This window comes from Streptomyces sp. NPDC002328, assembly GCF_042890065.1.
Lineage (GTDB): Bacteria > Actinomycetota > Actinomycetes > Streptomycetales > Streptomycetaceae > Streptomyces.
In genome coordinates this window covers 68,624-94,530 of sequence record NZ_JBIARQ010000009.1, presented here as the reverse complement: position 1 = coordinate 94,530, position 25,907 = coordinate 68,624, and the positions used below count along the sequence as shown (strand labels likewise).

The following is a 25,907-nucleotide window of genomic DNA, read 5'->3' as shown; positions in this document are numbered from 1 at the left end:
CGTTCAGGGGCCGATGCTCTTCAGCGCCTCCCGGACCGACAGCGGCGCGAAGCGGTGTCCCTCGCGGGCCAGGAAGGCGCGGACCGCCTCGGGGTCGGTCTTGGCGTACTCGCGCAGGGACCAGCCGATCGCCTTGCGGACGAAGAAGTCGGGGTGCGCGGACCGGCGCCGGCAGTAGGCGAAGAGCCGGTCGGCATCGGTGCGGTTCTTGTAGCGGAGCTGGTGGAGCAGGGCCGTTCGGGCGAGCCACAGATCGTCGTCGTCGATCCAGGCGTCCATCTCGGCCGTCAGGCGCGGGTCGGCGGCGACGAGGGCGCCGACGACGTGCGCGGCGAGCAGGTCGACGGTGTCCCACCAGGGGACGGTGGTGACGAGGTGACGGGCCACCGGAAGGAATCCGGAGGTGCAGCGTCCGATGTGCCGGCGGAGGTAGTCGACGGCGAAGTAGTGGTACTCGCGCTGCGGCAGGGCCCAGCAGCGCAGGGCGATCGCCGTGCAGTCCGCCTCGTCGGGCCGGGACGTGCCTGCCAGGACGGCTCGGGTCAGGGCCCTGCGCTCGGGAGTGGGCAGGCCCAGGAAGGGGGCCACGTCCTTCATGTACGCGCGCATGGCCGCCGCGCGCGCGGGATCGGCCCCCGCGGCGTACGAGGCGGTGAGCCGCGCGAGTACGGCGTCGGCCAGAACGCTGGGCGGTACACCGATCGTTCCCGCACCTGTGACCATCATGAGACGGACCATACGGCGATCACACATCTCCGTCAGTTACTGTCGCCTGATGCTTGGTGTGTAAGGAAACACTGATATGTGGGGCTCTGCCAAACCCGCAGGTGGCGAGGCGGGCCGACCCGCAATGCACGGATGAGGCGCTCCCGCGAGGCGCACAGAGAAGCCCCGCCGTACGGGAGGCTTCCGGACCTCGGCGTGCGGCGGGGCTGGCGGTACACCCATCACCGTGGAGGCGGAACGCCCGGTTCAGTACCGGGCGCTTGGCATATGCCGGTGCACACCGATCGCACCCGGTGTGAACGAACCGGGAGGCCCCCTGAACGGGTGCGGTACGGGCGGAGGAAACCCGTCCCGCCAGGCTCTTCCGGGAACCCGGCAGGACGGGTGCTCACCCAGTCGATGACGCGTTTCTGACTTGACGTCAGAAAAAGCGTCAGGACTGATGCTGACATACGACCATGACCAGTCGAACTTTGTCGAGTGCCTCGCGACCAACCGGACTGGATCATCGAACGGCGTCGCGACCTGGGCGAACGCATCGCCGACTTACGCGCCGCCGCGCATCACACCCAGGAAACCTTCTGCGCCACCACCGGCATCAGCCGCAGCACCCTCCAGCGCATCGAGGCCGGCGAGGCCGACCCGCGCTACGGCGACCTGCTGAGGATCGCGGCCGCCCTCGACAAGAGCATCTCCACCCTCGTCGACCCGCCACGGTAAGGCCCCGCCCATCCGCCACGGGGGAGACGGACAGACGGGGCCGCTCAGATACCCGTCAGGCGGCGGGCTGTCCGGAGCCGGGGCAGGTCTCCAGCGAGCCCTGCCGCTGGTGCATGGCTACGGGCTCCCCCGGCGCGGCACCGACACCGGCCCCGCAGACCGGGCAGCTACCTTCGGTCATGCTCGGGTCGAACCGGCCGCCGGGGCGGGTGTGCAGGCATTCCTCCATATCGAGCTCCTCACATCGTTGTGGTGGTGCTGACTGGTGGTGCTGTGCAACTCCCTGCGCGGCCAGGTCCTGACGAGCAGGGAGGGTCTAGAGGGGGCGGATGAAGTTCCGGCTGCCGTTGTGGAAGAACACGGTGACGCCGGCCTGTGTAGAAGGGTCCGGCCGGTCGGTCCAGCGCGTGACGCGGTCGATCTCCGGGCACTCAGCGGCACCGATCACTCCGGCGAGCCAGACGTCGGCGGCGTCGCTGGGCTGTGGTGCAGGCGCCGAGTACGGCGTGCCTTCGACGGGCCGGTCCTCGTGCTCTTGCTTTTCCCCATCCGCAAGCTGGTGAGTGATCTGCCATCGCTCCTCCCGGCCGCCGCGGATGACCGACAGGCCGAAGGGATGTTTGCTGTCGCCGGCGTCTGCGAGGGTCTGGACGCGGTCGGCTCCTGGCGTGTTCTTCACCGTGTTGATCAGCCAGTCCTGGAAGCGCGCGGGTCGCATGGGTTCCTTCTTCCGGTTGCTCGGGACGGGCCAGTCTAGGAGGGCTGTCCCCGCGACATGCCGCTGGCGTGGGGCCTGAAGTCGGGGGCTCGCTGCGGCTGTTTCACAGCAGCCGGGCGACGCTCTCGTGCAGGAACAGGCTGCGGGCGAGGTGCTCAGCCCACGGCCCTGCGGGAGGCTTCCCCTCGGCGTGGATCGTGTAGCGGGGGCACTGCTCACAGCCGTCCGTGTGCGGGGCGGGAAGCGCGCTGGTGTGCTCGTGGGCGAGGTGCTGGGCGACGGCGAGCTGCTCGTAGAAGCAGCCCGCGTCTGCGTCGATCACTTGGGCCAGCGCGCGCAGCAGCTGGGTGCAGTCGGCGCATGCCCACATGAAGGGCGGCGGGATCGGCAGCTGCTCGTCGACGGGGTCCATCAGTCTCCTTCTGGGGCCCGCCCCGCCGAGGTCTTCCGGATCCTGCGACGGGGCGGGCGTTTCGGGGGTGCGACCCTGACCCTGCGGTCGCCGTGGGGGTGCGTCAGTTCGGCGTCCGCGCCAGCACCAGGGCGAGGACCGGGGCGGTCACGGCCGCCACGTACAGCAGCAGCCCGGCGATCGCTCTCACGACGCGCGCGCCCTGGCGAGCAGGACCCGGAGCAGGATGCGCTCGGCGGCCGGGTCCGGGCCGACCTGGTCGACGTGGGCGCGGTGAGCCCAGATGTCCCAGCCCGGCCCCGAGTTGCCCGGCTCGTGCCCCACGTAGACGGCGTCGTCCGGGTCGGTGATCAGCTCCCCGCAGGCGTGGCAGCCGTGCAGGCCGGCGCTCATGACCGGGCCCCCGTGCGGTGGCAGGTGCAGCCGCAGCGGGCCACCAGCAGGATGCCCGCGGCGTGCGGCAGCGGCACGTCGTCCAGCCGACGGCACATGGCGTGCACGTCGCCATAGCCGGGCTTCTTCGCGAGCGTGCACTCGGCGGACAGGGCGGACGCGGTGGTCGTGCTCATCGGCCGCTGCCGCTCTGCTCGTAGTGGTCGCACAGGGTGGCCAGTGCGCGGGCGAGGCGGCGGGCGTGGCGTACTGGTCCGCCGCGGTCGGCCGGCGTGGCCCGCAGCCCGAGACGTGCCTCGCCCATGCAGGCCTGCATACAGTGCCGGACGGGGCTGCCCTCGTCGAGGCGACGGGCCAGCTGCTCGACCTCCGGGACGAGCAGCTCCAGGTGCCCGCGCACGGTCTGCGTCAGCAGCTCCAGCTGCGCGGCCGGCGGCGGCTGCACGGGAAGCACAGCGGCCTCCAGCAGGCGCACACTCTCGCGCATCGTCACGGTGTCGGGGGGATCGGCTGGGGGGTGCGCTGCCGCAGCTGGCGCTGTGGCGGTAGGTTGCGTCACGTCGACCTGCTTCCTCAGGTTGGCCATGCCCCCGGGCCGTTCGCGCGGTCGCGGGGGTCCCTGCTGGCCGGTCACGCCGCCGCCGCTCGCTGGCATCCGCACGTGCGGATGGGCCAGATCTGCGAGCAGCCGCGGACCACGACCAGTCCTGCCGCGCGCAGGGGCCGGCTGACTGCTCCGCAGTGAAAACAAGCTTCACCGTGCAGTCGGACGATGCTCACACCCCGGTCGACGACCGTCGGTGCGAGCGGGAGTGTGCCCGGCATCCCCGGCTCCCATCTGCTGGCTCCTGTGCGTGCAACAGATGGTGGGGGCAACGTGCAGTCACAAGTACCCCAGCGAGGGGTAGTTGGGGTAGCCAGGTCAGACCGCGGCGCACCACTCGGCGAAATTCGTCAGCGTCTCGGAGTCCGCCCGTCGCAGACGGCGCAGGGTCGCCGCGTCCTCCCGCACCCACGGGTGCTCACGCGTGTGCTGCGGCGCAATGTGCCGGGCCACCTTCAGCGACTCGAACGCCTGCTCTGCCTGACCCGACCACAGCTGCGCGCGGGCCAACTCGATGTAGAACCCGGAGCGCCGCTCGGCAGGCAGGGCGGTCGGAGGCTTCCACTCGTGCGCCACATCCAGCGCCTGGCCGACCTGGTCGCCGCCGAGGCTGACCGCGACAGACACCTCGTGGATGCGCACGGAGTCCGGACCGAAAGCGGTCCCGCAGTACACGTCCTCCGTCACCCGATCGCCCAGGGCGCGCGCCTCCGCCAGGTGGGTCTGTGCCGCTGTGGTGTTCTTCGCCCGGCCGGCGATGACGGCGGCCCGCATGTGCAGGGCGCCCCGCGCCGCGATCTGCGCATCCTGGGTCGGGGCGGGCGCGGTGTCGAGCGCGGTCTCCAGGGCGCGCAGCCCCGGGGTGTGGGCGCGCGCGGCGAAGAACGTCTCGGTGCGCACGTAGGCGACGGCCGCAGCCAGCACCGGGTCCTCCGCTTCGGGGGCGGTCCTGCGCATGAGGTCGACCAGGCGGGCCGACAGGTCTCGGGCCCCGAACTTGTAGGCGACAGCGTCAGCTGACCGGCAGGCGCTCACCATGAGCGGGGCGAGCACGACCCGCTCCCCCTCGGGGGCCTGGTGGTAGGCGCACGCCAGATCGGTGAGGAGCCCGGGGAGGCGGCGGGCGATGCGCGTGTACTGGGCGGCCAGCCGCCACTGCACGGCTTCGTCGACGGCCGTCTCCAGCTCGTGCAGCGGGCGCGGGGCACCGTCGTCGGGGATGTCGAACGCAACCAGGGCGGCGGACAGTGCGGGCAGCGCGACGTGGACCGGCGTGTGCGCGGCGTCGCGGTCCGAGCGCAGCCGGGTCGGGTCCACGCCGAGCGCGTCCGCGATCGCTTCCAGCGTCGGGTCGCTGACGCCTCGTTCGCCCCGCTCGATCTTGCGGATGGTTCCGAGGGACACCGCGGCGGTGTCCGCCAGCTGTTGCTGCGTCATCTTGGGGCGCATGGCGCTGCGGTAGTAGGCGATCCGCCGGCCTACTCCGCCATGAGGAAGTGCGGGCATACTGGCTCCAGTTCGGTGCGTCCACTCCGAACGGTACTCGCGCGGAGACGCGGCGTGTACACCATCGGCCCCGCCAGTCCTCAACGCCGGCGGGGCCGATGCGTTGAACCGGTCAGGCTCGCACGAGATCGACGAGCTGGGTGAGGGAGTCCACCCGCCAGTCCGCCGCCGCGACCACGTCCGGATCGTCAGCCCACAGATGACCCCACGGCCCACGCCGCACGTGTGCCGTACGCAGCCCCGCCAAGCGGGCGGGGAACACATCGTTGGCCGGGTGGTCGCCGACGTACACCGTCGCCTGCGGCGCGGCCTGCGCCACCTCCAGCACACGGCGGAAGAACTCCGGCTCGGGCTTGGCCACGCTCCACTCCCCCGACGTCACGACCAGATCCGCCGGCAGCTCCAGGGCGCGCAGCAGCTCACCCGCGCGCGGCGTCTGGTTACCGGCGACGATGACCCGCACGCCCCGCTCGCGCAGCGCGTGCAGCGCTGGCCGCACGTCGTCGTAGAGGTCGCTCTCGTCGAGGTGCTCGCCGACGCCGGCGGCCTCGCGGGCACGGTACTCGGCGGCGACGTCGATACCGGGCCGGGCGAGCCGGAGGGCCTCAGCGTTGTCGAGGCCCTGAGCGACGACGGCGCCGACGAGGGCGGACAGAGTATGGCGGGGGACGTTCAGCCAGTCGGCCCAGGACGCCCAGTAGCGGTCATCCCTGGTGATCGTCTCGCCGACGTCGAACACGATGGTCTCAATCACCGTGCGAGCCTATGGGCCACAGCCGCACATGGTCACCGCGTGGTGATCCGGTACTCGTCTGCGGGTGGCGCATCCTCGTCGGTGCCGACAACGTCGCCGAAGTCGCGGCACCCGCACAGGCAGTGCTCGACATCGTCGCGGTGTGAAACCTGCTCGCCCCAGCCGTTCATCGTGGCCTCCTCCATGTGAGACGCCAGCTTGGCAGACGATCAGAGCCCCCTCGCGCCAGCTCGTCAACGCGGTGCCCGCCTCCTCACCAGTGAGGACGACCGAGTGCCAGCCCCGCCGCCGCTCCGCATGCGCACGACGGTGCCGGGCCTCACGCTGGTCGCATGGCGTCCACACAGCTTGTCGTGGTCTACCCGCCGGCCTCGGACGGCGGCCGTCGGGTGCGTGTCGACGATCAGTTCCTCGGGATGGCGTACGGCCTCCTCGACGTCGCCGAGTTCTTGCGGCGGGCTGGCCTTGACGACGCCGACGAGACCTACGTACAGACGACCACGCTGATCGAGTGGCGGGGTGGCGGCCCGGAGAAGTGGGCGCAGGGTTAAGCCCCTGCCGCTCGGGAGCAGCAGGGGCCACTGCCACCGCTTCCACCTGGGGGTTGAAGGGGGCCAGGCCACCGTCCCCGGGAGATGCCGGCCCCAGGGGGAGCACCGGTGAGACGGTGGACGACCACAATGCGCCAGCCTGGCCGGAAGGCGCAATACAGGGAACGCGAAAAGATCCCCGCCGCCTGCCCCCGAAGGAACAGACGGCGGGGACCACCCACCTATCTACCTATGCGTACTGCCGCCGTTGCGGATCCAATCCCAGCAGCCTGCTCTGCTCGCTCTCTGACGGCGCTGGCTCGGGCGCACCATCCTTGCGGCAGACCATCGCGTCCGGGTCGTAGGCCGGTGCTTGCAAGCTGTACCCGGTCGGGCAGGTCTGCCCGTCCCTACCGTCCTCGCCCGGCGGGCCGGGCTCCCCGCGGGGCCCGGCCGGGCCCGGCTCCCCCTGCGGCCCCGGCGGACCGGCCACCCCGGCCGCTCCGGCCCCGCCAGCCGGGCCCGTGGCACCGACCGCGCCCGGCACCCCCGCCGTCCCTGGCACACCGTCCGTGCCGTCCTCCCCCGACCGGCCCGCAGACCCTGACGGACCCGGCGGTCCGGTCGGGCCCGGCGGGCCTGTGTCCCCCTGCGCGCCGGTCGGACCGGGCGGGCCCGTCACAGCCTCGCCCGGCTCCCCCCGGCTCCCCGGCGGGCCAGCCACCGGGCTCCCTCCCAACTGCTCGACCTGCCGGGCCAGCGCGTCTCTCGCGGCGTTGGCCTCACGCAGATCGTGGGTCAGGCCCTGCACGCTGAGGATCACCCACGCGAACGCTGCCCCCAGCAGCAGCGCCGCCAGCACCGTCAGCCCGTCCCCGCGCCGCCACCGCCGCTCCTCCGCGCGCAGCTGCACCCGGCTCACGACCCGGCCCCCCGCGCCAGCAGAATGATCACCGGCAGGAGGATCCCCACCAGCGGCACGATGACCGCGCCGATCAGCCACCGCCGCGTCGCCACGATCTTCTCAGCATCCTTCTCCCGCAGCGTCTCCAGAGTCGCCACCCGCGCGGCGAGCGCATCGTGCCGGATGTCGTACAACTTTTGGTCGACCTTCTTGGCCAGCTCCTCGGACAGGCCCTTGATGTCCTCGCGGATGTCGCTGGTGCGGTCATCCAGACGACGGGCCAGCTCGCCAAGCGTCAACTCATCCGGCACGTGCGGCCCCCGATCAGAGGGCCTGCGGGCCGGACTTGATCGGGCTCTTCTCCTCCATCGGCAGCAAGCCGACCGGCGCCGTCACCTCCCGGTGCAGCAGCAGCGCGACCAGTCCTTCCACGGCCAGCATCCACAACGCCTGAAGTTCCGCCGACATGCCCAACCCGAAGGCGAGGAAGAGCGCGAGGACTCCCTGCGCCAGGTTCACGATCGCTGCGCCGATGGCACCGGTCTTCAGGACGATCGCGGTGACGACGGCGACGATGAGGGAGAGGACGGCCATGATGGCCCCCTGCTCCGTGGTGGAGACGTCGAGGCCGTAGGCGGCGGACAGCTTCAGGACGATGGAGATGAACGCCAGGATGTAGACGGGCTCTCTGCCGAAGATGCGCATGGGACTTACTCCTTGGTGCTGGCGGCGAGCAGCCGCTCGAGGGCGGTGGCGATCCGGTCGAGCCGGCCGATGACGTCCGCGTGGTGCTTGTCCTGCCAGCGCAGGTAGGTGCCGACGGACCGGTTTGGGTCGGTGCCCTGCGGCGCGGTCGGCGAGGGGAGTTCGGCAGCGAGCAGCTGCTTCACGGTCTCGGCCGCGACGGCCTTTCGGTCGGCGTCGCTGAGTGCCACGTCGTCCTCCTCGGTGTTGGTCTGGCCCTTGGCGATGGCGAGGACCTGGGCGAAGTTGAGATTGCCGGGATCGCCGTGGTCGTTCTCAGGAACGTGCTGGTGCCCACACCACCCTGTGAAGGAGCGCCACTCGGTGAACGTCATGCGGGCCGGGTTCGCTGAGCCGTACGACGCCGGGGTGACGCCGGGTCGGCGCGCGTCCAGCCCGTAGGCGAGCCAGTCGCGGACGCACGTGAGCGGCACGCCGTGGTTGTCGTGAAGCCAGCGCACCAGCCAGGCGACCTCGGCGAGCGCCCAGCCGGGGGCGGACGGCCAGTGCAGGTAGTCGACGCCCGCCCTCGCCCCCGCCCACGAGAACTTCTTCGAGTCGTCGCAGGTGCCTACCAGTTCGATCTGGAAGACGTTCGCGGTGTTGGTCTGCACGCCGCCCAACTTGTTGGCGAGGGCGCGCGCGGACTCGTCGACGTCGTAGTGCTGGAACCAGCGGATCTTCCGCGCCTTGATGTCCGGGACGCCGGTCACCGTCGGGGCGATCGCGCCGCCGTTGTAGCTCGGCAGCGTGCGCCCCTCCGTGGTGTGGACGACGCCGCAGTTCACGTCCATGTCGGAGCCGGAGTACTGGCCAGTCCCGTAGAAGTGAGCGAGCGAGGCGCCGGGGATCCTCTGCGGGCCTGTTCTGGCCATCACACACGCTCCGGCCAGGCCCAGGTGCCGGGCTGGTCACCCTCGTGGCGGGACGTCGCCCACAGTGGCGGGTCCTGGCCGTCCAAGAGGACACGGAGGTTGACCACTCCGTTGGGGTTGCCGGCGAAGATGCGGACGACGACGGCCGGGTAGACCTGGCCCGCCTCCACGAAGTTGCCGGTGAGGCCGGAGTGCACCCGCTGATGGGTGATGTGCTTGGCGTCGTCTTCCGACAGCCGGTACAAGACGGTCCGGCCGATGGTGGGTTGGGACATTGGTTCCCTCCAGACATGAGAAACGCCCGCGCGCGGGCGGGCAGATGGGGGAAGCAGGAGCTCTAGACGAGGCCCCAGACGTCGATGCACCGGTAGTCGAACGTGGCCGTGCTGGCTGCGTTGACCCGGTGCTTGGTGGTGACCGTGAGGGTCTCGCCGGGCGACAGACCGGTGAGTCGTTTCGTGAGCTGGAGCGACACGTTGTCCGTGCCCTTCACGATGATCGCCGCGCCGTCGTTCGCCGAGTACACGGTGCCCGACGTCGACCCGACCGCCTGCCACGACGTGATCGTGTTCAGGGTGGTGGAGTTGCGCTGTGTCGACCGGACCGCCACCATCACCCGCCCCGACGGCGGGACCGTGATCGTGGTGGAGAACGCACCGCCGGACGCGTCGGTGTAGCTGGTGCTCGTCGTCGTGCGCGAGCTCGTGTCCTCAGCCTCGTTGTCCCCGACAGTCAGCAGATCGTTGACGTCGTCCGCCAGGGTCTCGAAGTGCTCCCACATCCTGGTGTGGTCCGTCGACTCGGGATACGTGATCCCCTTCGCGGTCTGCTGGGTCATCCACGCCTCCAGGAGATGGTCAGAGTCCAGGCCGCGGACCAGGAGGCGCGGCCGGCGAGTCGGATGTAGGGGTTGTCGGCGCTGACGCTGATGGCGAGTCCGCCGCGGGTGCCGTCGACCATCGCCTGCGCCCACGACGTCGGGATGGAGAAGGTGCCGGACGCGTTGACCGCCAGCGACGGGCCGCTGGTGGTCTCGTTGAGGGTGGGTGCGCCGGCGGGGCGGGTGGTCTGGGAGACGAGGCGCAGCGTGGCGGTGCGGGCGGCGAAGTCGCCGCCGGTGAGGCGCCGTACCTGGATGCTGGCGGCGGTGACGGTGGCCCCGGCGAGGGTGCGGGGCTTGCTGCCGTAGAAGGCGCAGCCCGTCATCCGGCCGTACGAGGATCCGGCGTAGCGGCCCTGGTAGGTGTCGTAGCTGTTGATGGATCCGCTGTCGGATCGCCAGCTGCCGTCGCGGTAGGTGGCGGTGGCGACGGGCGCGCACACCAGCCTGCCCGTGGTGACGGTCGGTTTCGGGTCGGGGGCGACGTCGCCGCCGTCCGGGCCGGACCCGGCGGCGGGCGGCGTGGGCGGGGATCCCGGGGCGGCCGGAATCTTCGCGATGATCCAGTAGGTGGATCCGGCGCGGGTCAGCAGCAGCAGATCGTTCGCGGCGACGGTCAGGCCGGTGATGACGCGGGCGGTGACCTCGATGCCGCCGATCCTGGCGACGCACGCGCCGGACGCGGAGGCGGTGAGGGCGACGCCTTGCAGGGTGCCGACCCCTGCAAGTGAGACGCGGGTGTCCGCCCAGTCAGCCATTGAGCACCCTCACTGTCAGGGTCTGCGCGGACGGGGAGTAGGGCAGCGACAGGGATTCGACGATGCCCGGCTCGGCGGTGAGGCCGGCCCCGGTCACGGACACGACGTCGCCGGTCATGAGGCCCGGGTGCGGCAGCATCGTCACGGACAACTTCCGAGATGCGGTGCGCCGCAGCCGTGTCATGCCGGCGGCCGCGGCGTCCCGGCACTGGGCGACCGTACGAAGCAGCGGCGTCTGCATGCGGTACGGAACGGGCAGCGGGCTGAAGTTGCCGCCGTAGCGAAACGGGCTGCCGGCGACCCTGTCGTAGGCGACGCCCTGGATCTGATTGCCGGATGAGTCCTCGCCCTGGGCGACGACCGCGTTGAACGCTCCGTCCCTGCTCGACGAGCCTTGCCACTTGACGACCGTGCCGCCGACGCCGTCGGTGAGGGCGAGCACCGGCGAGCCGCTGTCGGAGAGCGGCTCGATGAGGAGGTAGCCGTCCTCGGTGACCCCGGCGTCGGCCGGCCATGCGTCGAGCACCTCGTTGAGGGAGCCGAGACGGTCGGTGTCCCACTGCATGCCGAGCGGCACAGCCCGGTCGGTGAGTGTGCTGTCGATGCTGACGGTCAGCGCCGGTTCGACCAGGGCCCGCGCGACGCTGGCGAGGGTGTCGGTGCTGGACGGCTGGAACGGGGCGACGAAATCCGCCTCCTGGATCAGCGTCAACAGGCCCTGTGCGGTGACGGTGACGGTGTCGTCGCCGGTCTCCGTGTCGGTGATCAAGAACCAGCCGCGGTTGATCCACTCGGTGTGGCTACCGACCTCGACGCCGTAGTCGATGCGCAGCATCTGCCCGTAGGCGGCGAGCGGGTGCGCGGGGTCGGCGCCGGGGTCCCAGTCGACGCCGCGGTCCCGGGCGGGCACGGTCAGGGTGATGCGTTCGGGGACGGCAAGGGAGCGGTCGCGGGTCTCGCTGCCGTCGGCGATCGGGATGCTGTCCGCCAGGAGCTGGCCGCCCAGCCACGATTCGGCGCGGATGCGCATGGTGAAGGAGCGCTGCACGATGGCGAGCGCCTGGTCCGACATTTCCAGCATGTCAGGGCCCGAAGTCCCACATGGCGATGTCGAGCAGGGTGCCGGGGGTGAACGCGTCCGCCAGGTCCTGGAGACTGCTGTAGTTGTCTGCGATGTTCTGGAGGGTGAACCCGGCGGCCTCCAGCTCGTCAGGCCACGGCTCGGTCTCGTACGTCTCCAGCTGCCAGAAGCGGACCTCGTTGTACCAGGTGCGGTCCTCGCTGTCGGCGACGACGGCCAGGTGGTTGTCGACGCCCGCCATGGTGGCCTGCTTGCGGATCAGGACCACGCCCTCGGTCGCCGAGTCCAGGACCGCCTGGAGGGCATCGCCGTCCTCGTCGGTGAGGGTCCGCACGGTGACGGTGGCCTGCGCTCCCGAGCGGGGCTTACTCACGGCGACGATGCGGCCGCCCACGTTGAACACGGCGGAGTCCCGGCTGCGCTTCTTGTCGGGCCAGGACTGGATGGTGACGGCCGCGCCGATCCCGCGGATCGCATCCGAGATGACATCGGAGGTGACCGTCGACGTGACCGGGCTGGAGTAGGCCTCCCAGTGCAGGCCGTTGACGTCGGTGAGGACGGCCAGGTAGTCGAACTGCACCCCGAGGGGCTGCTCGGCGTCGATGCGCAGCAGCACGTTCTGCCCGCTGGTGTCGACGTCGGTGGCCGCCCGCACCGGGGTGAGGGTGGAGCCGACCTGACGGAACAGGCTCACGCTCACGATGTTGTCTGCGAGCAGCCCGGTCGCGCTGAGCAGGAGACGAGGCGGGAACACGGACTGCGCGGTGGCCTCCACATCGGAGGCGGCCTCCCGGATGCGGAGCACGCCGGCCACGCCGGTGGACGCGGCGGACAGGGTGGCCGCCAGGGTGGGTGCCTGCGTGCCCGTGCCGGAGGACACGGAGCAGGTGGCGGCGACCAGGCGGGCGTCGTGCCCGTCGGTGACCGCGTCGTCGGCGCGTTCGGTGACTGCGCCGAACGTGATGCCGGTCGCGGTGATCGCCTCGGCGCTGAATGCGGCCGTGGACAGGGGGACGCCGTAGCCGACGACGGCGACGTCACCGGCCGCCCACGTGAGCGCCGTGGTGGACACGGCGGAGAAGCCGGTGCCGCTGGAGGTGTCCTCGGCGAACGCGGCCGCCCACCGCCAGCCCGTCCCGGCGCTGCGGTCCAGAATGGTGATGCGCCCGGCGATCAGCGACCCCGTGGACCCCGAAGGGATCCGCGCGGTGGGCGCCGCATCCGAGCCGAGCAACACCCGCGTGAAGAACGTCAGGCGGCGCGGCCCGGCCGCCGCCCCGAACACGCCACCACCGCCGGCCACCGTGCCCGCCAGATTCCATCCCGACGGCGTGGCAGGGATCGACTCATCGGTGTGCGCAGACACCACCTGAAGGACCGCGAGCCGGCCGACGGTCGCACCCGCCGGATAGGCCGGGGTGATCGTGTCCGCGTGCGTGGCGAGCGCCCCGATACCGATGTAGGAGATGGCCACGTCAGCGCCTCCCGACCTTCGCCCGGTGCGCCTGCCGCTGCTCGGACTCGCGGATCTTCGGTGTCACCGTGACGTCGATCAAGTCGCGCAGCCGGTCGTCACGGAAGTTGACCTGCACGTCCACGCCGGAGCACCCGCAGCCGCCAGCGGCCGGTTCCGGGGCCGCAGTCGCGGGCAGGCCGGGACGCGCCGCGGTGCGGCTGGCCGGCAGGAGCCCGTCGTTGAGGGCGTCCATGAACGCGACGCCGTACTTCTTCACCGAGGCGGCCTTGACCATGTACTCGTCGCGGGACGCCCAGATCAGGTTCGAGTCCGAGGTGGGCGTGCCGACACCCCGGATCAGGCCGCCGCCCGGGTAGCCCGGCAGACCGTCCCGGCCCACCAGGCCGCCGGTGGCCATACGGCCGGCCGACACCGCGGCAATGCTCTTGCCCTTGTACTGGACGAACGCGGTGAGCGTGACCGTGCGGCTCTTGACGCTGGCGAGTGCCGCCTTGGCCTGCGCGACCTTGGACTCCAGGTCGGCGATGGTCGCATTCAGCGCGGCCCGCTTCGACGGCGGGACCGACTTGATCTGTGCTTTGGCCGCCGCCACCTTCCTCGACAGGTCCGCGATGGTGCCCTGCATCGACGACACCTTCGACGGCGGAATGGACTTGATCTCCCGCTTGGCTTTGTCGACCTTCGCCTTGAGGTCCTCCATGTCCCCCTGGAGCTTGGCCGTCTTGTCCGGCGTCTTGAGGATTTGCGCGGCCAGCCGCTCCGCCTCTACCCGGGTCAAACCCATCTGCATCGCGCTCTTGATGAGCTGCTGCCGGCCCCGCTCGTAGATCGCGTTGACGTCGCCCCATGCCGCCCCGGACTCGCGCGCCGAGCTGGCGGCCTCGTCCGTCTTGGATGCCAGATCGTTCAGGGCTGTCGCGGCGGCGCGCTGCTTCTCTGTGTTCAGGACCAACTTGCCGCCCTGCATGTCGAGGACGCCGGCATTCTCGGCTGCGGCCTTCGTCGCCGCATCGATCGCCGCCTCGAACCCGATCATGCCGCTGAGGCCCTGCCGGTTGACGTCGTTGAGGGCGACGATCGCCTGCCTGAGCCCGTCCGCTGACTGCCGCTGAGCGTCCAGCTGAGCCTGCGTCCTTTGCGCCTGATCCCCAAACAAGCCCATCGCCTGGGCGGCGAGCTGCTGCTCCAGTGCCTGCCCGGCCAACGCGGCCTTGTAGTCGTCGAGCTGGTCGGTGACTTCCTTCGCGGTGTAGCCCTGCTTCTGAAGCGCCGCGATGGTGTTCTGTAGGGCGGCGGCGGCCAGGTCCGCCTTGCCCTGGCTGACCAGGTTGGTGAGCGCCTGGTCGATCGACTCGAAATCCTCCTTGGCGTTCTTGACCGGCGTTGAGTCCATGCCGATCAGGCCGGTCAGGAACTGCTGCACCGAGTCGAGGTTGGAGGGACGGGCGAGCGTGCCGAGCGCATCGGCCAGACCACCCAGGTCCGCCCCGTACACCTTCAGCGCCTCGCCGCTCACCTTGCCCGTGTCACCGAGCACCGCCAGCGACGTCGTCAACTTGTCGACATCGGCCTTGGGTTCGCGGCTGCTGGAGGACAGGGCATCCAGGGTGATCAGCAGCAGCCCCAGCCCGGTACCCGCCATCGCCAGCTTCGCGGTGCGGGAGAGAGCACCGACAGCCGCCGTGGTCCGAGTCAGGGGGCCCGGCGCAGCGGCCGCCGCCGTGGTCATGGCACCGATCTGCACCCCGAGGGCAGCCATCGCCGCACGGCCCGCGGCCGCGCCGGCCGCCGCGAGCTTCACCGCCTTGATGGCGATGGCCAGTTGCAGCAGCGTCGCGATCGTTCCCGGCGGCACCGCGGACACGATCCCGCTCAGCGCGTTGATGACCTCCAGCATGCCGACGCCCACGCCGGAGCCGGCCTCCAGCACGTGCAGGAGTGCATCCCCGACCTGCTCCAGCGTGTCCCACACCAGAGGCCCGTTGTCGCGGGCGTAGTCGAAGAACCTGTTCAGCCCGGAGTTGTCAAGCTCGCCCGCGTCGGCCTTCGCGAAGAACACGGTCAACTTGTCGATGGCGCGTCGCAGGGTCCGCTCGGAGAAAGCGGTGACGCGATCGTTCAGCGCATCGAAACCCGGCGTGGAGATCGCGCCGCCCAGCAGGGTCATCAGCCGGTCGAACTGGCTACTCGCGCCCTTGACCAGGCCCGTCGTCTCCGGCAGTAGCGCGTTGGCGACGGCGACGCCCTTGTTGAACGGGCCCATCACGTCGCCCGCGAGACTATCGCTCCAGGCCTGGTAGTTGGTCTTCAGCAGACCCACCGCAACTGCGGCACGCTGCGTCTCCGGCGGCAGCTTCGCCAGCTGCTGCTGGTAGGCGACCTGCGCCTTGATGGCCTCCTGCGAGGTAGCGCCGTTCTCCCGGACCGCCTCGTCGTATTTCGTCTGCGCTTGCAGCGCCTCGCTCATCGCGGAGATCTGCGCGCCGAGCGCGAGCCCGTACGCGCCGGCTGCGAGGGCCACCGCACCGAGCTGCCCGGCGAGCGTCGCCGCCGTCCCGGCGAGGCCGGCCGCGGCGGGGATCGCCGCCGGGGCCAGGCTGATCAGGCTCGCCCTGAGGGCCTCGCCGACCTTGCCTGCCGCGTCCGACAGGTTCGTCATGCTCGTGCGTACCTGGCCGGTGCGGTCGTCGACGAGGCGCTGCGCGTCGGCCAGGGACAGGAACCGCCCGTGCAGGTCACGCAGGTTGCCGTCCGCGTCTGCGGTGATCCCGGCGAGCCGCAGCCGCAGCCGGTCAGCGGAGTCCGCCGATCCGTTGAGGACGCGGGATAGTTCGTCCCGGCCGGCGAGGGTGAACGTGAGGCGCTGCGCCACGAGAGCGGGTCACCCCCTCGCAGCTATGTGCTGATCGATCCAGGCGATCGCCGACTCCAGGTCGGCGACAGTCAGGTGACGGATTTCCCAGGGGCGGATGTGCAGCAGGTGGGCGAGCAGCCAGCGGTACTCGCCGATCAGGTGGCCGACGCCCTGCCGCTCCGGATCAGGTGCGCTTTTCCCAGCTCGCCGAGCGCGGCGTCGACGTCGTCCTGGCTGGCGGCGAGCTTGCGCAGATGGGGCAGCATCGCGTCGATCGCCGCATCCTCCTGGGTGGAGATCGCCTCGGCGACGAGCGTGTTCAGCACGTCGTCGATCTCCACCCGCTCCAGGCGCGCGGTCAGCCGACGCCGCCACCCCGGCACGTCGAACGCGCTGAACTCCAGGTCCGGCTGGGCGCGGCGTCGGAAGATCCACAGCACGGCGCGCATCGCGGTCGGGTCCTGCGCGCGCAGCATGTCCTCGACGCGCCGCCACGGGGTGTCTCCCATGGCCTGTTCGATGGCGGCCGCCTCGATCGCCGAGAGGTCCTCGGTCGTGACCTGCTCGACGGTGCCGTCGTCCTGCTTGTACGAAACGATCATCGGTCTCTCTACTCCAGGTCTCGGCGGACGTCGGCGAGGATCCGCTCGACCTCGGCTTGCATGCGGGGCAGGCCCGCCCGGACGGTGCGCGACCACCAGCCGGTGGGCCGCACCCACTGCGTCGCCCACCGCCGCCGGTTGCCGAACACGGGGTGGCGGATACGGCCGTCCTCGATGACGAACGGCATCTTCTTCAGGTCGTCGGGCAGGCGGGAGCGGTCCATCCACACGCGGGCCCCCGCGAACGCGCCCTGCCGCACGCTGATCCGCACGCCGCCGGCGAGCGTCGCCCGCAGCGGCCGCACGGTCGGCGACGGCCCGCCGGACGGAATGCGGCCCTTCCGGTTGGGCTTGCGCCCCTCGGACACGATCGGCTGCGACGCGATCGCCCGCTGAAGGTCCCGATGAAGGGGCTCCGCAGCGCGGCGCACCCGGCGGGCCGCGTTGCGCTGAAGGCGCGGCCCGCCCGCTGCGCGCAACCGCCGCGACAGCGTCGTCAGCTGGCCCGTGCCCAGGATCTGTACCGAACGCGGCATCAGTCAGGCCGGGATCGTGACGTTCTCGGCGGGCTCGGACGTGACCGCGAACTGGATCTGGACCTGGGCCGCGTCCTCCAGCGTGCGGAGCTTCACCTGCGAGGTGACACGGACCGGGAAAACATCCATGGTCCGGCCGGCGGTGTCGCCTTCGTCCATCCACACGACGTACCCGTTGGCGCCGCGGGTGAGGAGGCTGCGCACGTCGGTGCCGGTCTGCGACGCGTACAGCGTCAGGCTGGAGTCGTCGGCGGAGATCGCGCCGTCGATCTTGGCGTTGAACTTGCTGCCCAGGGTCGGGGTTTCGGTGGTGGCCGACACGATCTGCCAGCCGTCGACCGCGCCGACCTCGACGGACAGCTCCGTGCCCGCGTTGAGCTCGGAGCGGGTGGGCGCTGTCTTGTTCGCGATGGTCGGCACCCAGCTGACCTTGGTCAGGCCGCGCCGGTAGTACCGGACCGCCGATGCGATCGGAGTTGCGGGCATGCGTCACTCTCCTTCGGTGGTGCGCCGACGCTTGCGAGCGGCGGTCGGTGAGGGGGTGTCGGCTTCGTCGGCGGGCTCGGCCTCGGGACTGTCAGTCGACGGCTCGGGGGCGTCGTCCTCGACGAGGACCCACCCGGCGGCCCGGTGCACGGGCACCGCCGACTCGGCAACGTCGATGGTCTGGCTGTCGGGCAGCTCGGGGTGACGCAGGCGTACGGTCACGACGTCAGCCCCCGAAACACGGCGACGGTCACCGAGGTGACCGCGCTGTAGGTGATGGCGCAGCGGCCCGTCGACGGGTTCCGGTACCGGTCGGTGACCGGGATCGTCATCTCACCCCCGGCCGGGACCGCCACGGCCCGGTCCTGCACGCTGAGGTCGCCGTCGACGGTTTCGGGGGTGGCGAGGGTGACGGTGACCGACGAGCCACTGCCGTTCTTCACGGCCAGTTCGACTCCCGCCCCGGTGGCGCAGTCGTCGCCGCCGCCAGCAGCGGCGGTGAACTTGTCGTCACGACGCAGACCCGCCAAGGGGACCACGTTCGTGGTGAGCGCGGCCATGGCTCTCCTTCTGGTTGACGGCGGCCCAAGTCGCCGGGGATGAGTGTTGCGTGGCAGCCACGCCGATGGCGGGCGGCAGGCGTTCTAGGTGAAGGCCTGGACGCCGACGGTGAGGACCAGCCGGTCCTGGATGCCGTCGGTGGTCTGCGCCTGGAACAGGGCGGTCCCGGCGATCGCAGCCTGCATGCCAGTCAGGCCGACGCTCGGGTCGTGGACGAGCACCCGCCGCACGACCGCGCCGATTGCGTACACGCGGGCGCGGGCCGCCCGCACTTCGGTGTCGCCGCGGCGTACGAGGATCGTCACCGGCAGCTCGATGCGCTCGCTGCGCGAGGTGCCGAGAGCCGCCCAGTCCTCCTCGGTGACCGCGGCCTGGCCCTGGCTCTCGGGGTCGCCGTCGTAGCCGATGAGGATCCACTCGTCGGCGCCTTCCTCGCTGACCTCGGGGCCGTCCGCCACCCGCACGTCGCTCAGGCCCTCCTCGGTGGCGAGGCGGGCGGTGAGCGCGTCGATGAGGTCGGGCACGCGGGACATCAGGCCACTCCAGGGGGAAGTCGGTCAGGCTCCAGCAGCTCCAGAGCACGGTTGGGGATCGCGTAGCCCAGACCGGGGATGGGCTCGGTGACGGAGTAGTCCTCGCCGCCCGCGATGACCGGGCCGCGCAGGCTGCCGCGCTGGGTGCGCCACAGGTGTTGCAGGATGATCCGCCCGGCCTGGGCGATGTTCGGTGAGACGATGGCGCGGCCGGCCACGTAGGTGATGCGCAGCGGCCCGGCGAGCAGCCCGCCGTCCTTGCGCTGCACGATGCCCGTCTCGGGGTCCAGGTCCAGGTCGCCGGGCGTGTACGAGGTGCCGCCAGTCAGGATCGGCGCGAGGGACGTCAGGGACAGCGCCGGGGTCTCCCGCAGGACCCGCATCCTCGCGGCGGTGAACGTGTGCCGCTCCGTCACCGTGCGGCGGGCGACCGGGCCCACGAAGTGCTCCACCACCATGGTGGTGGCGGCGGACCAGTCACGGAGTTCGCCGTCGTCGCGGGTCGTGTCCGCTGGGATGTTCACGTGGCGTTTCGCGTCGGCCAGCGAGAACAGGAACCGTGGGTCGGCGGGCAGCACGTCCAGGACGTCGGTGTACGCCGACGCCGGCGTGGCGAACAGCCAGCGCACCAGGTGCCGGCCGGGCTGCGTGGTGACGTAGTCGTGGCTGTACTGGCCGGTGACGGAGGGCGGGTTGGTCACGGCCGGGCTGCTGATGGTCCCGTCCGGCAGGGTGATGGTGAGCGTGACCGAGCTGGCGTTGGTGAGCGTGCCGCCCGCGTCGGTGCAGCGGGCGGCGAGCCGTACGGCGGCCCCGAGTTCGATCACGGCTCACCCCTGCTCAGGCGTTGTCGCCGGGCGCGGCCGGGGTCTCGTACTGCTCGCGCAGCCCGAGAACGGTGGACCGCTTCTTGCCCGCGGCCTCCGCGTCGATCACCCGCAGGGCCTCGTCGGGGTCGGCCTCGGCAAGGTAGCCGGTCACCTCGTTGACGGTGTGCTCGCTCGGATTGAACGGCTGCTTCTTCGACTCGTCCTGGTCCTCGTCGGTCTCATGGACCTCGCCTGCCGGACGCTCACGGTCGTCGGGGGCGAACAAGGCCCGCAGGCCCCGCTTCTCCCCGGGTGCGGCCGTGGCCTGCTCCATGCCCGTGCGACGCGGGCCCTTGTCGGACACGAAGGTCTCCACGTCCTCGAAGTAGTCCTTGTGGCTCTTGAAGACGGGGTCGGTGTCCTCGATGAGCTGCCCGCCAGCGATGACGCGCGGGACACCGTTGGTCCAGACGCTGAACGGGCTCTTGCAGCGCTTGATCGCCACTGGCCTTCTCCTTAGCTGTGCGAGATCGGCGAGCGGCGCACGAAGCCCCGCAGGATGACGGCACCGAACGTGCCGCCGGTCGTCGCGCCGCTGGTCGTGACGGACGCGCGCAGGTAGCGCTTCGAGCCCTTGTAGCCCAGCTCGAACAGCACGTCGTCGTCGGTGCTGACGATCGTGGGAGCCGACCCCTGAAGGTCGGCTGCGGCCACCGTCGCCCAGGCGGAGTTGTCGTCGCTCTCCTGGAGGACGACGGCGTGCGAGCCGTCGGTGATGGTGCCCGTGTGGACCACGAGCATCGCCGAGCGGGACGCATCCTTGTTCTCGTGCAGGTCCACGGTCGTGCCGTTGACGGTGCCGTTCGTACGCAGCGCCACGGCGAGCGTGGCCTTCGCGCGGGCGGTGTTGTACAGGCTCTGCTTCATGCCGGGTTACTCCTCTCCGGATGCGCGGGAGCCCCGGCGCGTGGCCGGGGATCCCAAGGGGTGGTCAGGTGACGTTGAGCATCCGGAACGCGCCGTCGTTCACGCTGTCGGCGCCGACCCGGTAGTAGGCGTACCAGCCGCGCTGGCCCGTGGGCCTGCGGTTGGTGCCGACCAGGTGCGGGATGAACTCCACCGTCATGCCGACACGGTCGGCGATGACGTAGTTGGAGAAGTCGCCGTACACCGCCAGGTAGTTGTCCTGGGTGGCGTTGACGACGCCGTCCATGTCCTCGGACTCGTAGACGGGCCGGCCCAGCAGCTGGGCGGGCACGTCGGCACCGATGCGCTCCCACATCTGCGCGCCGCCGGCGGTGTCCATCTGGCGCACCAGGTTGTAGACGCCCCGGTTCGCCAGCCACGACGCCGCACCCCGGTAGCGGGCGGGCAGCGCGTTGTCCACCTTGTAGATGTCCGCCGCGGCGAAGGTGTCCGTCGTGGTCGAAGTGACCACGCTGGACGTGCCGGTGAGCGCGGTGACGATACCGGTGGGCTGGCCGGAGCCGGACCCGGTGGCGAACGCCGCCGCCTCGAGGACGTCACGCCCGAACGCGAGAAGCCGCGCCACCTCCTGGGTGACGTTGGCCTCGTCCTCCAGCGCCTCGATCGAGATCGGCACGAACCCGGCCGCCTTGTAGACGGGCACGGTCGGCTGCGCGAACGTCGGCGAGTCGTCGGAGACTTCGGCGCCTTCCGCGTCCCACGACCAGGACACCGCACCGGAGGAGACGCCGTTCCAGACGTCGCCGGTGGCGACGACCTGACGGGCGATCTGCCGGATCTGGTTGGCCGACCCGTTCGCCGTGATGATGACGGTCGGGTCCAGCTGGAACGGCACCAGGTAGCCGCCCGCGCTGTCGGTGAGGGACATGGCCCGCTCCAGGGCGGTCCGCTCCTCCTGGGAGATGAGGTGGCCGTGACCGCGGGCCATCTTCGACCACGCGCGCAGGTACTCCGGGCTGGACGTCGCCAGGCACAGCTTGGCGATCGTCGAGTCCCCGTCGTCCCAGCGCTCCAGGATGTCCGTGGCCACCGACCGCACCCGGTCGTTCGCCCCGGCCATCTTCTCGATCGCGCACAGAGCGCGCGAGCGCAGCTCCTGCCCGACCTGGTCCTTGGACCGGCCGAACGTGCGGACCTCGCTGAGGTCCCAGGGGTTGCGGAAGCGGCGGTCCTCCACCGAGTCCGGGTGCAGGATCGGGTCGACGTCGTAGCCGTCTCGCGAGGAGTACGGCGTACCGCCCTCGATCTTGACGGCGGCCGGGCCCCGCTCGGTCGTCTTGGTCGCCGAACGGACCCGCTCCAGAGCGGCCTTGCGCTCCAGCTGCCGGCGATGGTTGTCGACCTCGGCGAACTCACGGGTGAGCTCGTCGAAGGACTGCTCGTCCTCCGAGGTCAGGTCGTCCTTCTCGCCGAGCCGCTCAAGCTCGGCCTTGATGTCCTTCAGGCGGATTACCGCCTGCGAGTGACTGAGCTCCATCAGTCGTCTGCCTTTGCGCGATGTGCGCAAGCTGCTCGTCCATCAGGCCGGTGATCTCGCGGATCTGGTCCTTCAGGCGGCTGCTGCGCGTGGCGGGCGACGGGTGCTCTGTGGCGAGCGGCGCGTCAGGGATCTGCGACGGGTGCTCTGAGGCGAGCGGCGCGCCGGTGGTGCTGGTGGTGCGGTCGGCCAGGTGCCCGCCCTCGGGCGGCGTGGCCGTCGCGGCCGGGGCCTGCTCCGTGTCGTCAGGAGCGGCCTCGGAGTCGAAGAGCAGTGCGCGCGCAACCTCAGCGCGCAGCTGCGGGTCGTCGAGCCGGTCACGCAGGGCGGCGGCGTCGGTGGCCAGCGACCGGCGCACCTCGCGCACCATGCCGGCGTCGCGGGTGATGTCCATGGCCACGCCGCGGGCGCGCACATCGACGGAGGTCTGCGTGTAGGCGGGGAACACAACGGGGCCCAGCTCGGGGCAGCGGACCTCGATCAGGGTCCGCTCCAGCGGGCCGCGGTCACCCGGATCCCACAGCAGCCGACCGAGCTCCTCCGCCTTGATCAGCTTCCCGGCGTTGTCCCGCCACTCCTCGCGGATCACGGAGAACCGGAAGGACATGCCCTTCACGGAGCGCTCAGCGATCGCGTCCCGCACGGGCTGGATCAGCCAGTTGTCCGACAGGCGGGCCCGCACGTACAGGCCGGAGTCGTCCTCGCTGAGCTGCTCGATGGCACCGATCGGGATGGAGCCGACCAGCGGGTGCCGGCCGTGGTCGAACTGCAAGACGGGGGTGTTCTCGCGGATCGTCTTGCGGAACGCGCCGCGGCGGATCTTCTCGGTGAAGGCGCCTTCCCACGAGTCGATCTCGGTGGCGGCGTCCCAGACGGCGGCGTAGCCCTCCAGGGTGAGACCGTCGCCGGCCTCGTCGTCGCCGTCGGCGCGCAGCAGCTCGAACGGCACGCTGCGCAGCAGCCCGTCGCGCGGCGCGGCCTGCATGGTGAGAGCGGACATCACATCTCCTCGTCGCTGCTCGCGGGAAGGGCGGGGGCCTCGGTGCCGGGCGGCTGAAGCTGGACGCTGAAGAGGCCGGTGTGGCGCAGCAGGGTCCAGTCCTCGGCTTCGACGGCGGCGACGACGGACGCCCACGTGTAGCCCGCGTCGGTCAGGGCCCGGATGGTCTGCGCCTGCCGGAACTGGATCTCGGCTGCGTCCTTGCGGTCCTCGCGCAAGAACGGCACGTCGCGCGGGTCGTACCAGAGGCGCACCGCTCCGGAGGCGGCCGCGCCGGTGGGCCGTACAAGGCGGCGCAGGGTGCCGGCAGCGTTCTGCCACAACGGATGTATCGTGCCGTCCGCGTAGCGGCGGCGAGCTTGGCTGTAGTTCGAGTACGTCGCGGCGGCGAGGCCTTCGGACAGGCCCACGATGACCGGCGGCACGCCGGCGGCCGCCGCGATGCGGGTCTCGCCCGCGCCCTGGACGCGCGCGAAGTCGAGCTGCTCGAAGTTGGAGCCGACGATGGTGACGTCCGCGCCGCCGCCCAGGTAGAGGGTCTTGCCAGCGTTCTCCGGGCCGCGGTGCTCCGCCTCCATGCGCGCCTTGAACTTGTCGAGCGCGTCCGGCTTCACGTCGCGGTCGAACTTGACGATGACGTTCGGGGTGCCGCGGTTCTCCAGCAGGGCCTGCTTGTACGACGACATCAGGTTGTCGCCGCGGACCTCGCGCACGATCGGCGTCATCCACGACATGCCGCGGAACGTGGCCAGCGGATCCGCGCGCGGCGCGAAGTGCGCCACCTCGTCGGTCAGCAGCGCCACCGGGTCGCTGCCGGGCTCGGTGTAGACGTAGCCGAGGCGCCGCCAGCCGAGCACCCCGCCTCGCATGACGCGCGGCTCCAGCACGATGTCCACCCAGTCCGGGCGCAGCCGCACCAGGTCGCCGTTCACCGGGTCGGTCGTCCAGTACGAGTTCCCGGCGAGGTCGGCGTCCTGGATCATCCGCACCAGGAGGTCCTGCGTCGTGCCGCCCACCCAGGGTTCCTCGAGGGCCCGCAGGTCCGTGGTGCCGAACAGGGCGGAGGGGCGACCGTCGCTCATGCGCTGCCACTGGAAGCGCACCGCCGAGAACACGTCCTGACGCACGGCCAGGCACGCGAACAGGACGCCGTTGGTGGCGGCCTGCATGGCGTACCCGGCAAAGTCCGCGGGGACCCGCTCCTTGGCGATGCCCGGCATCGTCTGCTGCGCGCCGATCTGCGGGTACGTGTACGCGTTGCCCGCAAACTGGACGGCCTGCACGTAGTCGTCGAGGCTGCTGATCGACCGGCGTGCGGCCCGCCACAGGTTCACCACTGGCTGCCTCCGTCACGGTCCGGCTCGTCGACGTCGGTGAGGAACAGGAAGTAGGCGGCGACGCCGAGACCAGCGACGACCAGGGCGACGGCAAGTCCGAACCACAGCCACAGACCGGCGGCCGCCATGCCGCCGCCGGCGGCGACGCCGGCGCGCGCCCGCGCCGCAGGCCCCAGATGCTTCTTGGCGCGGCGGGGCTCGTCCGCGGCCCGCTTCATCCGAATCCGAACCACGGCTCTACCTCCTCCTCGGTGTCGATGCGGGGCAGTGCGAGGAAGACGGCGATGACCATGGCGATGCAGGCGTCGATGTGCCTCTTCGACTTGCCTTTGCTGAGGCGCCAGCCGTTGTCCGTCTCCCGGGTCGCGGCGGCCAGTACGTGGTCGGTGAGGACGGGGTCGTCGCCGTGCACGAGGGTGTGGTCGGTGATGGCCCGGTAGGTGTCCTGGCAGGCGGGCACCATGTGCTTCGCGGATTGCGGCATCTCCGCCATCGGCAGGCCCTCGTCCATCAGCACCTCAGCAGAGCGCTGAAAGTAGGCGGGGTCGTAGGCGATGGTCTGGAGGTTCAGCTCCCGGTGCTGCTGCCGCAGGTGGTTCTCGACAGCGGCGACGTCAATGGTGGACACGCCCTTCTTCGGCGTCCACACCTTCGCCTGCACGCGGACCCGGCCGTCCTCGCCGAGCTGCGCGACGACCACGGCCACCGAGTCGTGCTTGTAGGCCATGTCGACGGCGGCGTAGGCAGGCGCTTCCGCATCGAGCTCCACCTCGCCGACGCAGGACTCCCACGCGCCCGGCGGCAGCCACGACTCGTCCGCACGCGTCCACTGACCGAGGTTGTAGCGCCGGTACTCGAACTCCTGGACCTGGTGATACCGGGCCATCGTGTCCTCGACCCGCACGAACGCCCCGGCAGCCGGGTTCGCAGCGAGCACCGCGGCGCGCAGCTGCTCTTCGTCCTGGAGGTCGTACTGCCCGTCCTGGACGCCGTAGTGGACGAACAGGAACCGCGGGTCGTCGACGTCGCCGGCGTTGACGCGGTAGCCGTACAGGTGTTTGCGGCCCGCCAGCGAGTCCAGGTCCGCCCCGGGCGTCGTCGTGTTCAGCACCAGCGAGTTCGCCCGCTTGACCAGGCCGTTCGCGATGACCAGGTGGACGCGTTCCTTGTTGCCGACCCACTCGTGGATCTCGTCGGCGGCGAACATCGACGGGCGCGGCCCGTCGTTGGTGCCGGCCGCCGCGGCGATCCGGTACGCCCGGCCCGGCCCGTTCTTGACGAGGATCTCGGTGTCGTACGCGTCGACGTGGTGTCGAAGCGTGGGCGACTCGGTGCAGCAGTTCCGCATGTCGCCGAACAGCAGGTCAGCCTGCTCGAACGATGCGGCGCCGACCGGGATGACCGGCGAGCCCTTCGGCCCGAACAACGGCGGCCCCAGCAGCTCGAACAGCATCACCCAGGCCGACAGCGGCGTTTTGCCGTTGCCCTTCGGGACCTCGAGCATCGCCTCACGGAAACGGCGCTCACCCGTCTGCGGGTTGTACTCGTACAGCCAGTACAGGAACTGCTTCTGGAACCGCAGCAGCCGTACGGGCTGGCCGAAGTAGTCGCCCTCTCCGTACACACAGTGCTTTTCGATCCAC

At 70.9% G+C, this 25,907-nt stretch carries 35 protein-coding genes; 2 read left to right on the top strand and 33 right to left on the bottom strand.

Annotated elements, in window-relative coordinates; genetic code table 11:
• Positions 1 to 3: 3 nt before the first annotated feature.
• Positions 4 to 726: a DNA alkylation repair protein gene (locus ACFYX4_RS23095; protein WP_389336335.1), complete on the bottom strand. Its 723-nt coding sequence runs from the start codon at positions 724 to 726 to the stop codon at positions 4 to 6.
• 480 nt (positions 727 to 1,206) lie between these two features.
• Between ACFYX4_RS23095 and ACFYX4_RS23090 the strand changes: the two genes are divergently transcribed.
• Positions 1,207 to 1,446: a helix-turn-helix domain-containing protein gene (locus ACFYX4_RS23090; protein ID WP_389336332.1), complete on the top strand. Its 240-nt coding sequence runs from the start codon at positions 1,207 to 1,209 to the stop codon at positions 1,444 to 1,446.
• A gap of 55 nt (positions 1,447 to 1,501) precedes the next feature.
• On the opposite strand, the gene ACFYX4_RS23085 is transcribed toward ACFYX4_RS23090, so the two are convergent.
• The 9 genes from ACFYX4_RS23085 to ACFYX4_RS23045 form a co-directional block, all read right to left on the bottom strand.
• Entirely contained in the window at positions 1,502 to 1,675 is a 174-nt protein-coding gene (locus tag ACFYX4_RS23085) for a hypothetical protein (protein WP_389336329.1), read from the bottom strand.
• 87 nt (positions 1,676 to 1,762) lie between these two features.
• Entirely contained in the window at positions 1,763 to 2,164 is a 402-nt protein-coding gene (locus tag ACFYX4_RS23080) for a hypothetical protein (RefSeq protein ID WP_389336326.1), read from the bottom strand.
• 103 nt (positions 2,165 to 2,267) lie between these two features.
• Entirely contained in the window at positions 2,268 to 2,576 is a 309-nt protein-coding gene (locus ACFYX4_RS23075; RefSeq protein ID WP_389336324.1) for a hypothetical protein, read from the bottom strand.
• A 186-nt stretch (positions 2,577 to 2,762) separates the two neighbouring features.
• Positions 2,763 to 2,969, bottom strand: a complete 207-nt coding sequence (locus ACFYX4_RS23070) for a hypothetical protein (RefSeq protein ID WP_389336321.1) — start codon at positions 2,967 to 2,969, stop codon at positions 2,763 to 2,765.
• Positions 2,966 to 3,145 (bottom strand): hypothetical protein, encoded by a 180-nt coding sequence (locus tag ACFYX4_RS23065; protein WP_389336318.1) that lies wholly within the window; start codon positions 3,143 to 3,145, stop codon positions 2,966 to 2,968. Before ACFYX4_RS23065 ends, ACFYX4_RS23070 begins: the two co-directional genes overlap by 4 nt.
• Complete coding sequence (locus ACFYX4_RS23060) at positions 3,142 to 3,456, bottom strand: DUF6415 family natural product biosynthesis protein (RefSeq protein ID WP_389336315.1); 315 nt, start codon at positions 3,454 to 3,456, stop codon at positions 3,142 to 3,144. Before ACFYX4_RS23060 ends, ACFYX4_RS23065 begins: the two co-directional genes overlap by 4 nt.
• A gap of 435 nt (positions 3,457 to 3,891) precedes the next feature.
• Positions 3,892 to 5,079: a helix-turn-helix domain-containing protein gene (locus tag ACFYX4_RS23055; protein ID WP_389336312.1), complete on the bottom strand. Its 1,188-nt coding sequence runs from the start codon at positions 5,077 to 5,079 to the stop codon at positions 3,892 to 3,894.
• Between the two features lie 112 nt (positions 5,080 to 5,191).
• A complete protein-coding gene (locus ACFYX4_RS23050; RefSeq protein WP_389336309.1) occupies positions 5,192 to 5,833 on the bottom strand; it encodes an HAD family hydrolase in 642 nt (213 codons plus the stop codon).
• Positions 5,834 to 5,865: 32 nt separating this feature from the next.
• Positions 5,866 to 6,018, bottom strand: coding sequence for a hypothetical protein (locus tag ACFYX4_RS23045; protein WP_389336306.1), 153 nt, complete (start codon positions 6,016 to 6,018; stop codon positions 5,866 to 5,868).
• A 147-nt stretch (positions 6,019 to 6,165) separates the two neighbouring features.
• On the opposite strand from ACFYX4_RS23045, the gene ACFYX4_RS23040 reads away from it, so the two are divergent.
• On the top strand, positions 6,166 to 6,384 hold the full coding sequence (locus ACFYX4_RS23040) for a hypothetical protein (RefSeq protein WP_389336303.1): 219 nt from the start codon (positions 6,166 to 6,168) through the stop codon (positions 6,382 to 6,384).
• An 897-nt stretch (positions 6,385 to 7,281) separates the two neighbouring features.
• On the opposite strand, the gene ACFYX4_RS23035 is transcribed toward ACFYX4_RS23040, so the two are convergent.
• The 23 genes from ACFYX4_RS23035 to ACFYX4_RS22925 form a co-directional block, all read right to left on the bottom strand.
• Positions 7,282 to 7,578, bottom strand: coding sequence for a hypothetical protein (locus tag ACFYX4_RS23035; protein WP_389336300.1), 297 nt, complete (start codon positions 7,576 to 7,578; stop codon positions 7,282 to 7,284).
• 13 nt (positions 7,579 to 7,591) lie between these two features.
• Positions 7,592 to 7,972, bottom strand: coding sequence for a hypothetical protein (locus ACFYX4_RS23030; protein ID WP_389336297.1), 381 nt, complete (start codon positions 7,970 to 7,972; stop codon positions 7,592 to 7,594).
• A 5-nt stretch (positions 7,973 to 7,977) separates the two neighbouring features.
• Positions 7,978 to 8,886, bottom strand: a complete 909-nt coding sequence (locus ACFYX4_RS23025) for a hypothetical protein (RefSeq protein WP_389336294.1) — start codon at positions 8,884 to 8,886, stop codon at positions 7,978 to 7,980.
• Positions 8,886 to 9,161, bottom strand: coding sequence for a hypothetical protein (locus ACFYX4_RS23020; protein WP_389336292.1), 276 nt, complete (start codon positions 9,159 to 9,161; stop codon positions 8,886 to 8,888). Before ACFYX4_RS23020 ends, ACFYX4_RS23025 begins: the two co-directional genes overlap by 1 nt.
• A gap of 62 nt (positions 9,162 to 9,223) precedes the next feature.
• Complete coding sequence (locus ACFYX4_RS23015; protein ID WP_389336289.1) at positions 9,224 to 9,724, bottom strand: hypothetical protein; 501 nt, start codon at positions 9,722 to 9,724, stop codon at positions 9,224 to 9,226.
• Complete coding sequence (locus ACFYX4_RS23010) at positions 9,721 to 10,524, bottom strand: hypothetical protein (protein ID WP_389336286.1); 804 nt, start codon at positions 10,522 to 10,524, stop codon at positions 9,721 to 9,723. Before ACFYX4_RS23010 ends, ACFYX4_RS23015 begins: the two co-directional genes overlap by 4 nt.
• A complete protein-coding gene (locus tag ACFYX4_RS23005; RefSeq protein ID WP_389336283.1) occupies positions 10,517 to 11,605 on the bottom strand; it encodes a DUF5047 domain-containing protein in 1,089 nt (362 codons plus the stop codon). The genes ACFYX4_RS23010 and ACFYX4_RS23005 overlap by 8 nt, the downstream gene beginning before the upstream one ends.
• Position 11,606: 1 nt before the next feature.
• Positions 11,607 to 13,079: a hypothetical protein gene (locus ACFYX4_RS23000; RefSeq protein WP_389336280.1), complete on the bottom strand. Its 1,473-nt coding sequence runs from the start codon at positions 13,077 to 13,079 to the stop codon at positions 11,607 to 11,609.
• Between the two features lies 1 nt (position 13,080).
• The gene (locus tag ACFYX4_RS22995) at positions 13,081 to 15,954 is read right to left on the bottom strand and encodes a hypothetical protein (protein ID WP_389336277.1); all 2,874 of its coding nucleotides are present in this window, start codon (positions 15,952 to 15,954) and stop codon (positions 13,081 to 13,083) included.
• A gap of 137 nt (positions 15,955 to 16,091) precedes the next feature.
• Positions 16,092 to 16,538 carry a hypothetical protein gene (locus tag ACFYX4_RS22990; RefSeq protein ID WP_389336274.1) on the bottom strand — a complete coding sequence of 149 codons (447 nt, stop codon included), beginning with the start codon at positions 16,536 to 16,538 and terminating at the stop codon, positions 16,092 to 16,094.
• 8 nt (positions 16,539 to 16,546) lie between these two features.
• Positions 16,547 to 17,074 carry a hypothetical protein gene (locus tag ACFYX4_RS22985; protein WP_389336271.1) on the bottom strand — a complete coding sequence of 176 codons (528 nt, stop codon included), beginning with the start codon at positions 17,072 to 17,074 and terminating at the stop codon, positions 16,547 to 16,549.
• Between the two features lie 3 nt (positions 17,075 to 17,077).
• The gene (locus tag ACFYX4_RS22980; protein WP_389336268.1) at positions 17,078 to 17,560 is read right to left on the bottom strand and encodes a hypothetical protein; all 483 of its coding nucleotides are present in this window, start codon (positions 17,558 to 17,560) and stop codon (positions 17,078 to 17,080) included.
• A 3-nt stretch (positions 17,561 to 17,563) separates the two neighbouring features.
• On the bottom strand, positions 17,564 to 17,782 hold the full coding sequence (locus ACFYX4_RS22975) for a hypothetical protein (RefSeq protein ID WP_389336265.1): 219 nt from the start codon (positions 17,780 to 17,782) through the stop codon (positions 17,564 to 17,566).
• Complete coding sequence (locus ACFYX4_RS22970) at positions 17,779 to 18,120, bottom strand: hypothetical protein (RefSeq protein ID WP_389336262.1); 342 nt, start codon at positions 18,118 to 18,120, stop codon at positions 17,779 to 17,781. Before ACFYX4_RS22970 ends, ACFYX4_RS22975 begins: the two co-directional genes overlap by 4 nt.
• 84 nt (positions 18,121 to 18,204) lie before the next feature.
• Complete coding sequence (locus ACFYX4_RS22965; protein WP_389336259.1) at positions 18,205 to 18,654, bottom strand: hypothetical protein; 450 nt, start codon at positions 18,652 to 18,654, stop codon at positions 18,205 to 18,207.
• Entirely contained in the window at positions 18,654 to 19,481 is an 828-nt protein-coding gene (locus tag ACFYX4_RS22960; protein ID WP_389336256.1) for a hypothetical protein, read from the bottom strand. The genes ACFYX4_RS22965 and ACFYX4_RS22960 overlap by 1 nt, the downstream gene beginning before the upstream one ends.
• A 13-nt stretch (positions 19,482 to 19,494) precedes the next feature.
• On the bottom strand, positions 19,495 to 19,968 hold the full coding sequence (locus tag ACFYX4_RS22955) for a hypothetical protein (protein ID WP_389336253.1): 474 nt from the start codon (positions 19,966 to 19,968) through the stop codon (positions 19,495 to 19,497).
• Positions 19,969 to 19,979: 11 nt separating this feature from the next.
• Complete coding sequence (locus ACFYX4_RS22950; protein ID WP_389336250.1) at positions 19,980 to 20,390, bottom strand: hypothetical protein; 411 nt, start codon at positions 20,388 to 20,390, stop codon at positions 19,980 to 19,982.
• Between the two features lie 64 nt (positions 20,391 to 20,454).
• The gene (locus ACFYX4_RS22945) at positions 20,455 to 21,927 is read right to left on the bottom strand and encodes a phage major capsid protein (RefSeq protein ID WP_389336247.1); all 1,473 of its coding nucleotides are present in this window, start codon (positions 21,925 to 21,927) and stop codon (positions 20,455 to 20,457) included.
• Positions 21,869 to 22,927, bottom strand: a complete 1,059-nt coding sequence (locus ACFYX4_RS22940; protein ID WP_389336244.1) for an HK97 family phage prohead protease — start codon at positions 22,925 to 22,927, stop codon at positions 21,869 to 21,871. The genes ACFYX4_RS22945 and ACFYX4_RS22940 overlap by 59 nt, the downstream gene beginning before the upstream one ends.
• Positions 22,927 to 24,264, bottom strand: coding sequence for a phage portal protein (locus ACFYX4_RS22935; RefSeq protein ID WP_389336241.1), 1,338 nt, complete (start codon positions 24,262 to 24,264; stop codon positions 22,927 to 22,929). Before ACFYX4_RS22935 ends, ACFYX4_RS22940 begins: the two co-directional genes overlap by 1 nt.
• A complete protein-coding gene (locus tag ACFYX4_RS22930) occupies positions 24,258 to 24,497 on the bottom strand; it encodes a hypothetical protein (RefSeq protein ID WP_389336238.1) in 240 nt (79 codons plus the stop codon). Before ACFYX4_RS22930 ends, ACFYX4_RS22935 begins: the two co-directional genes overlap by 7 nt.
• Positions 24,479 to 25,888: a terminase large subunit domain-containing protein gene (locus tag ACFYX4_RS22925; RefSeq protein ID WP_389336235.1), complete on the bottom strand. Its 1,410-nt coding sequence runs from the start codon at positions 25,886 to 25,888 to the stop codon at positions 24,479 to 24,481. Before ACFYX4_RS22925 ends, ACFYX4_RS22930 begins: the two co-directional genes overlap by 19 nt.
• Positions 25,889 to 25,907 lie beyond the last annotated feature (19 nt).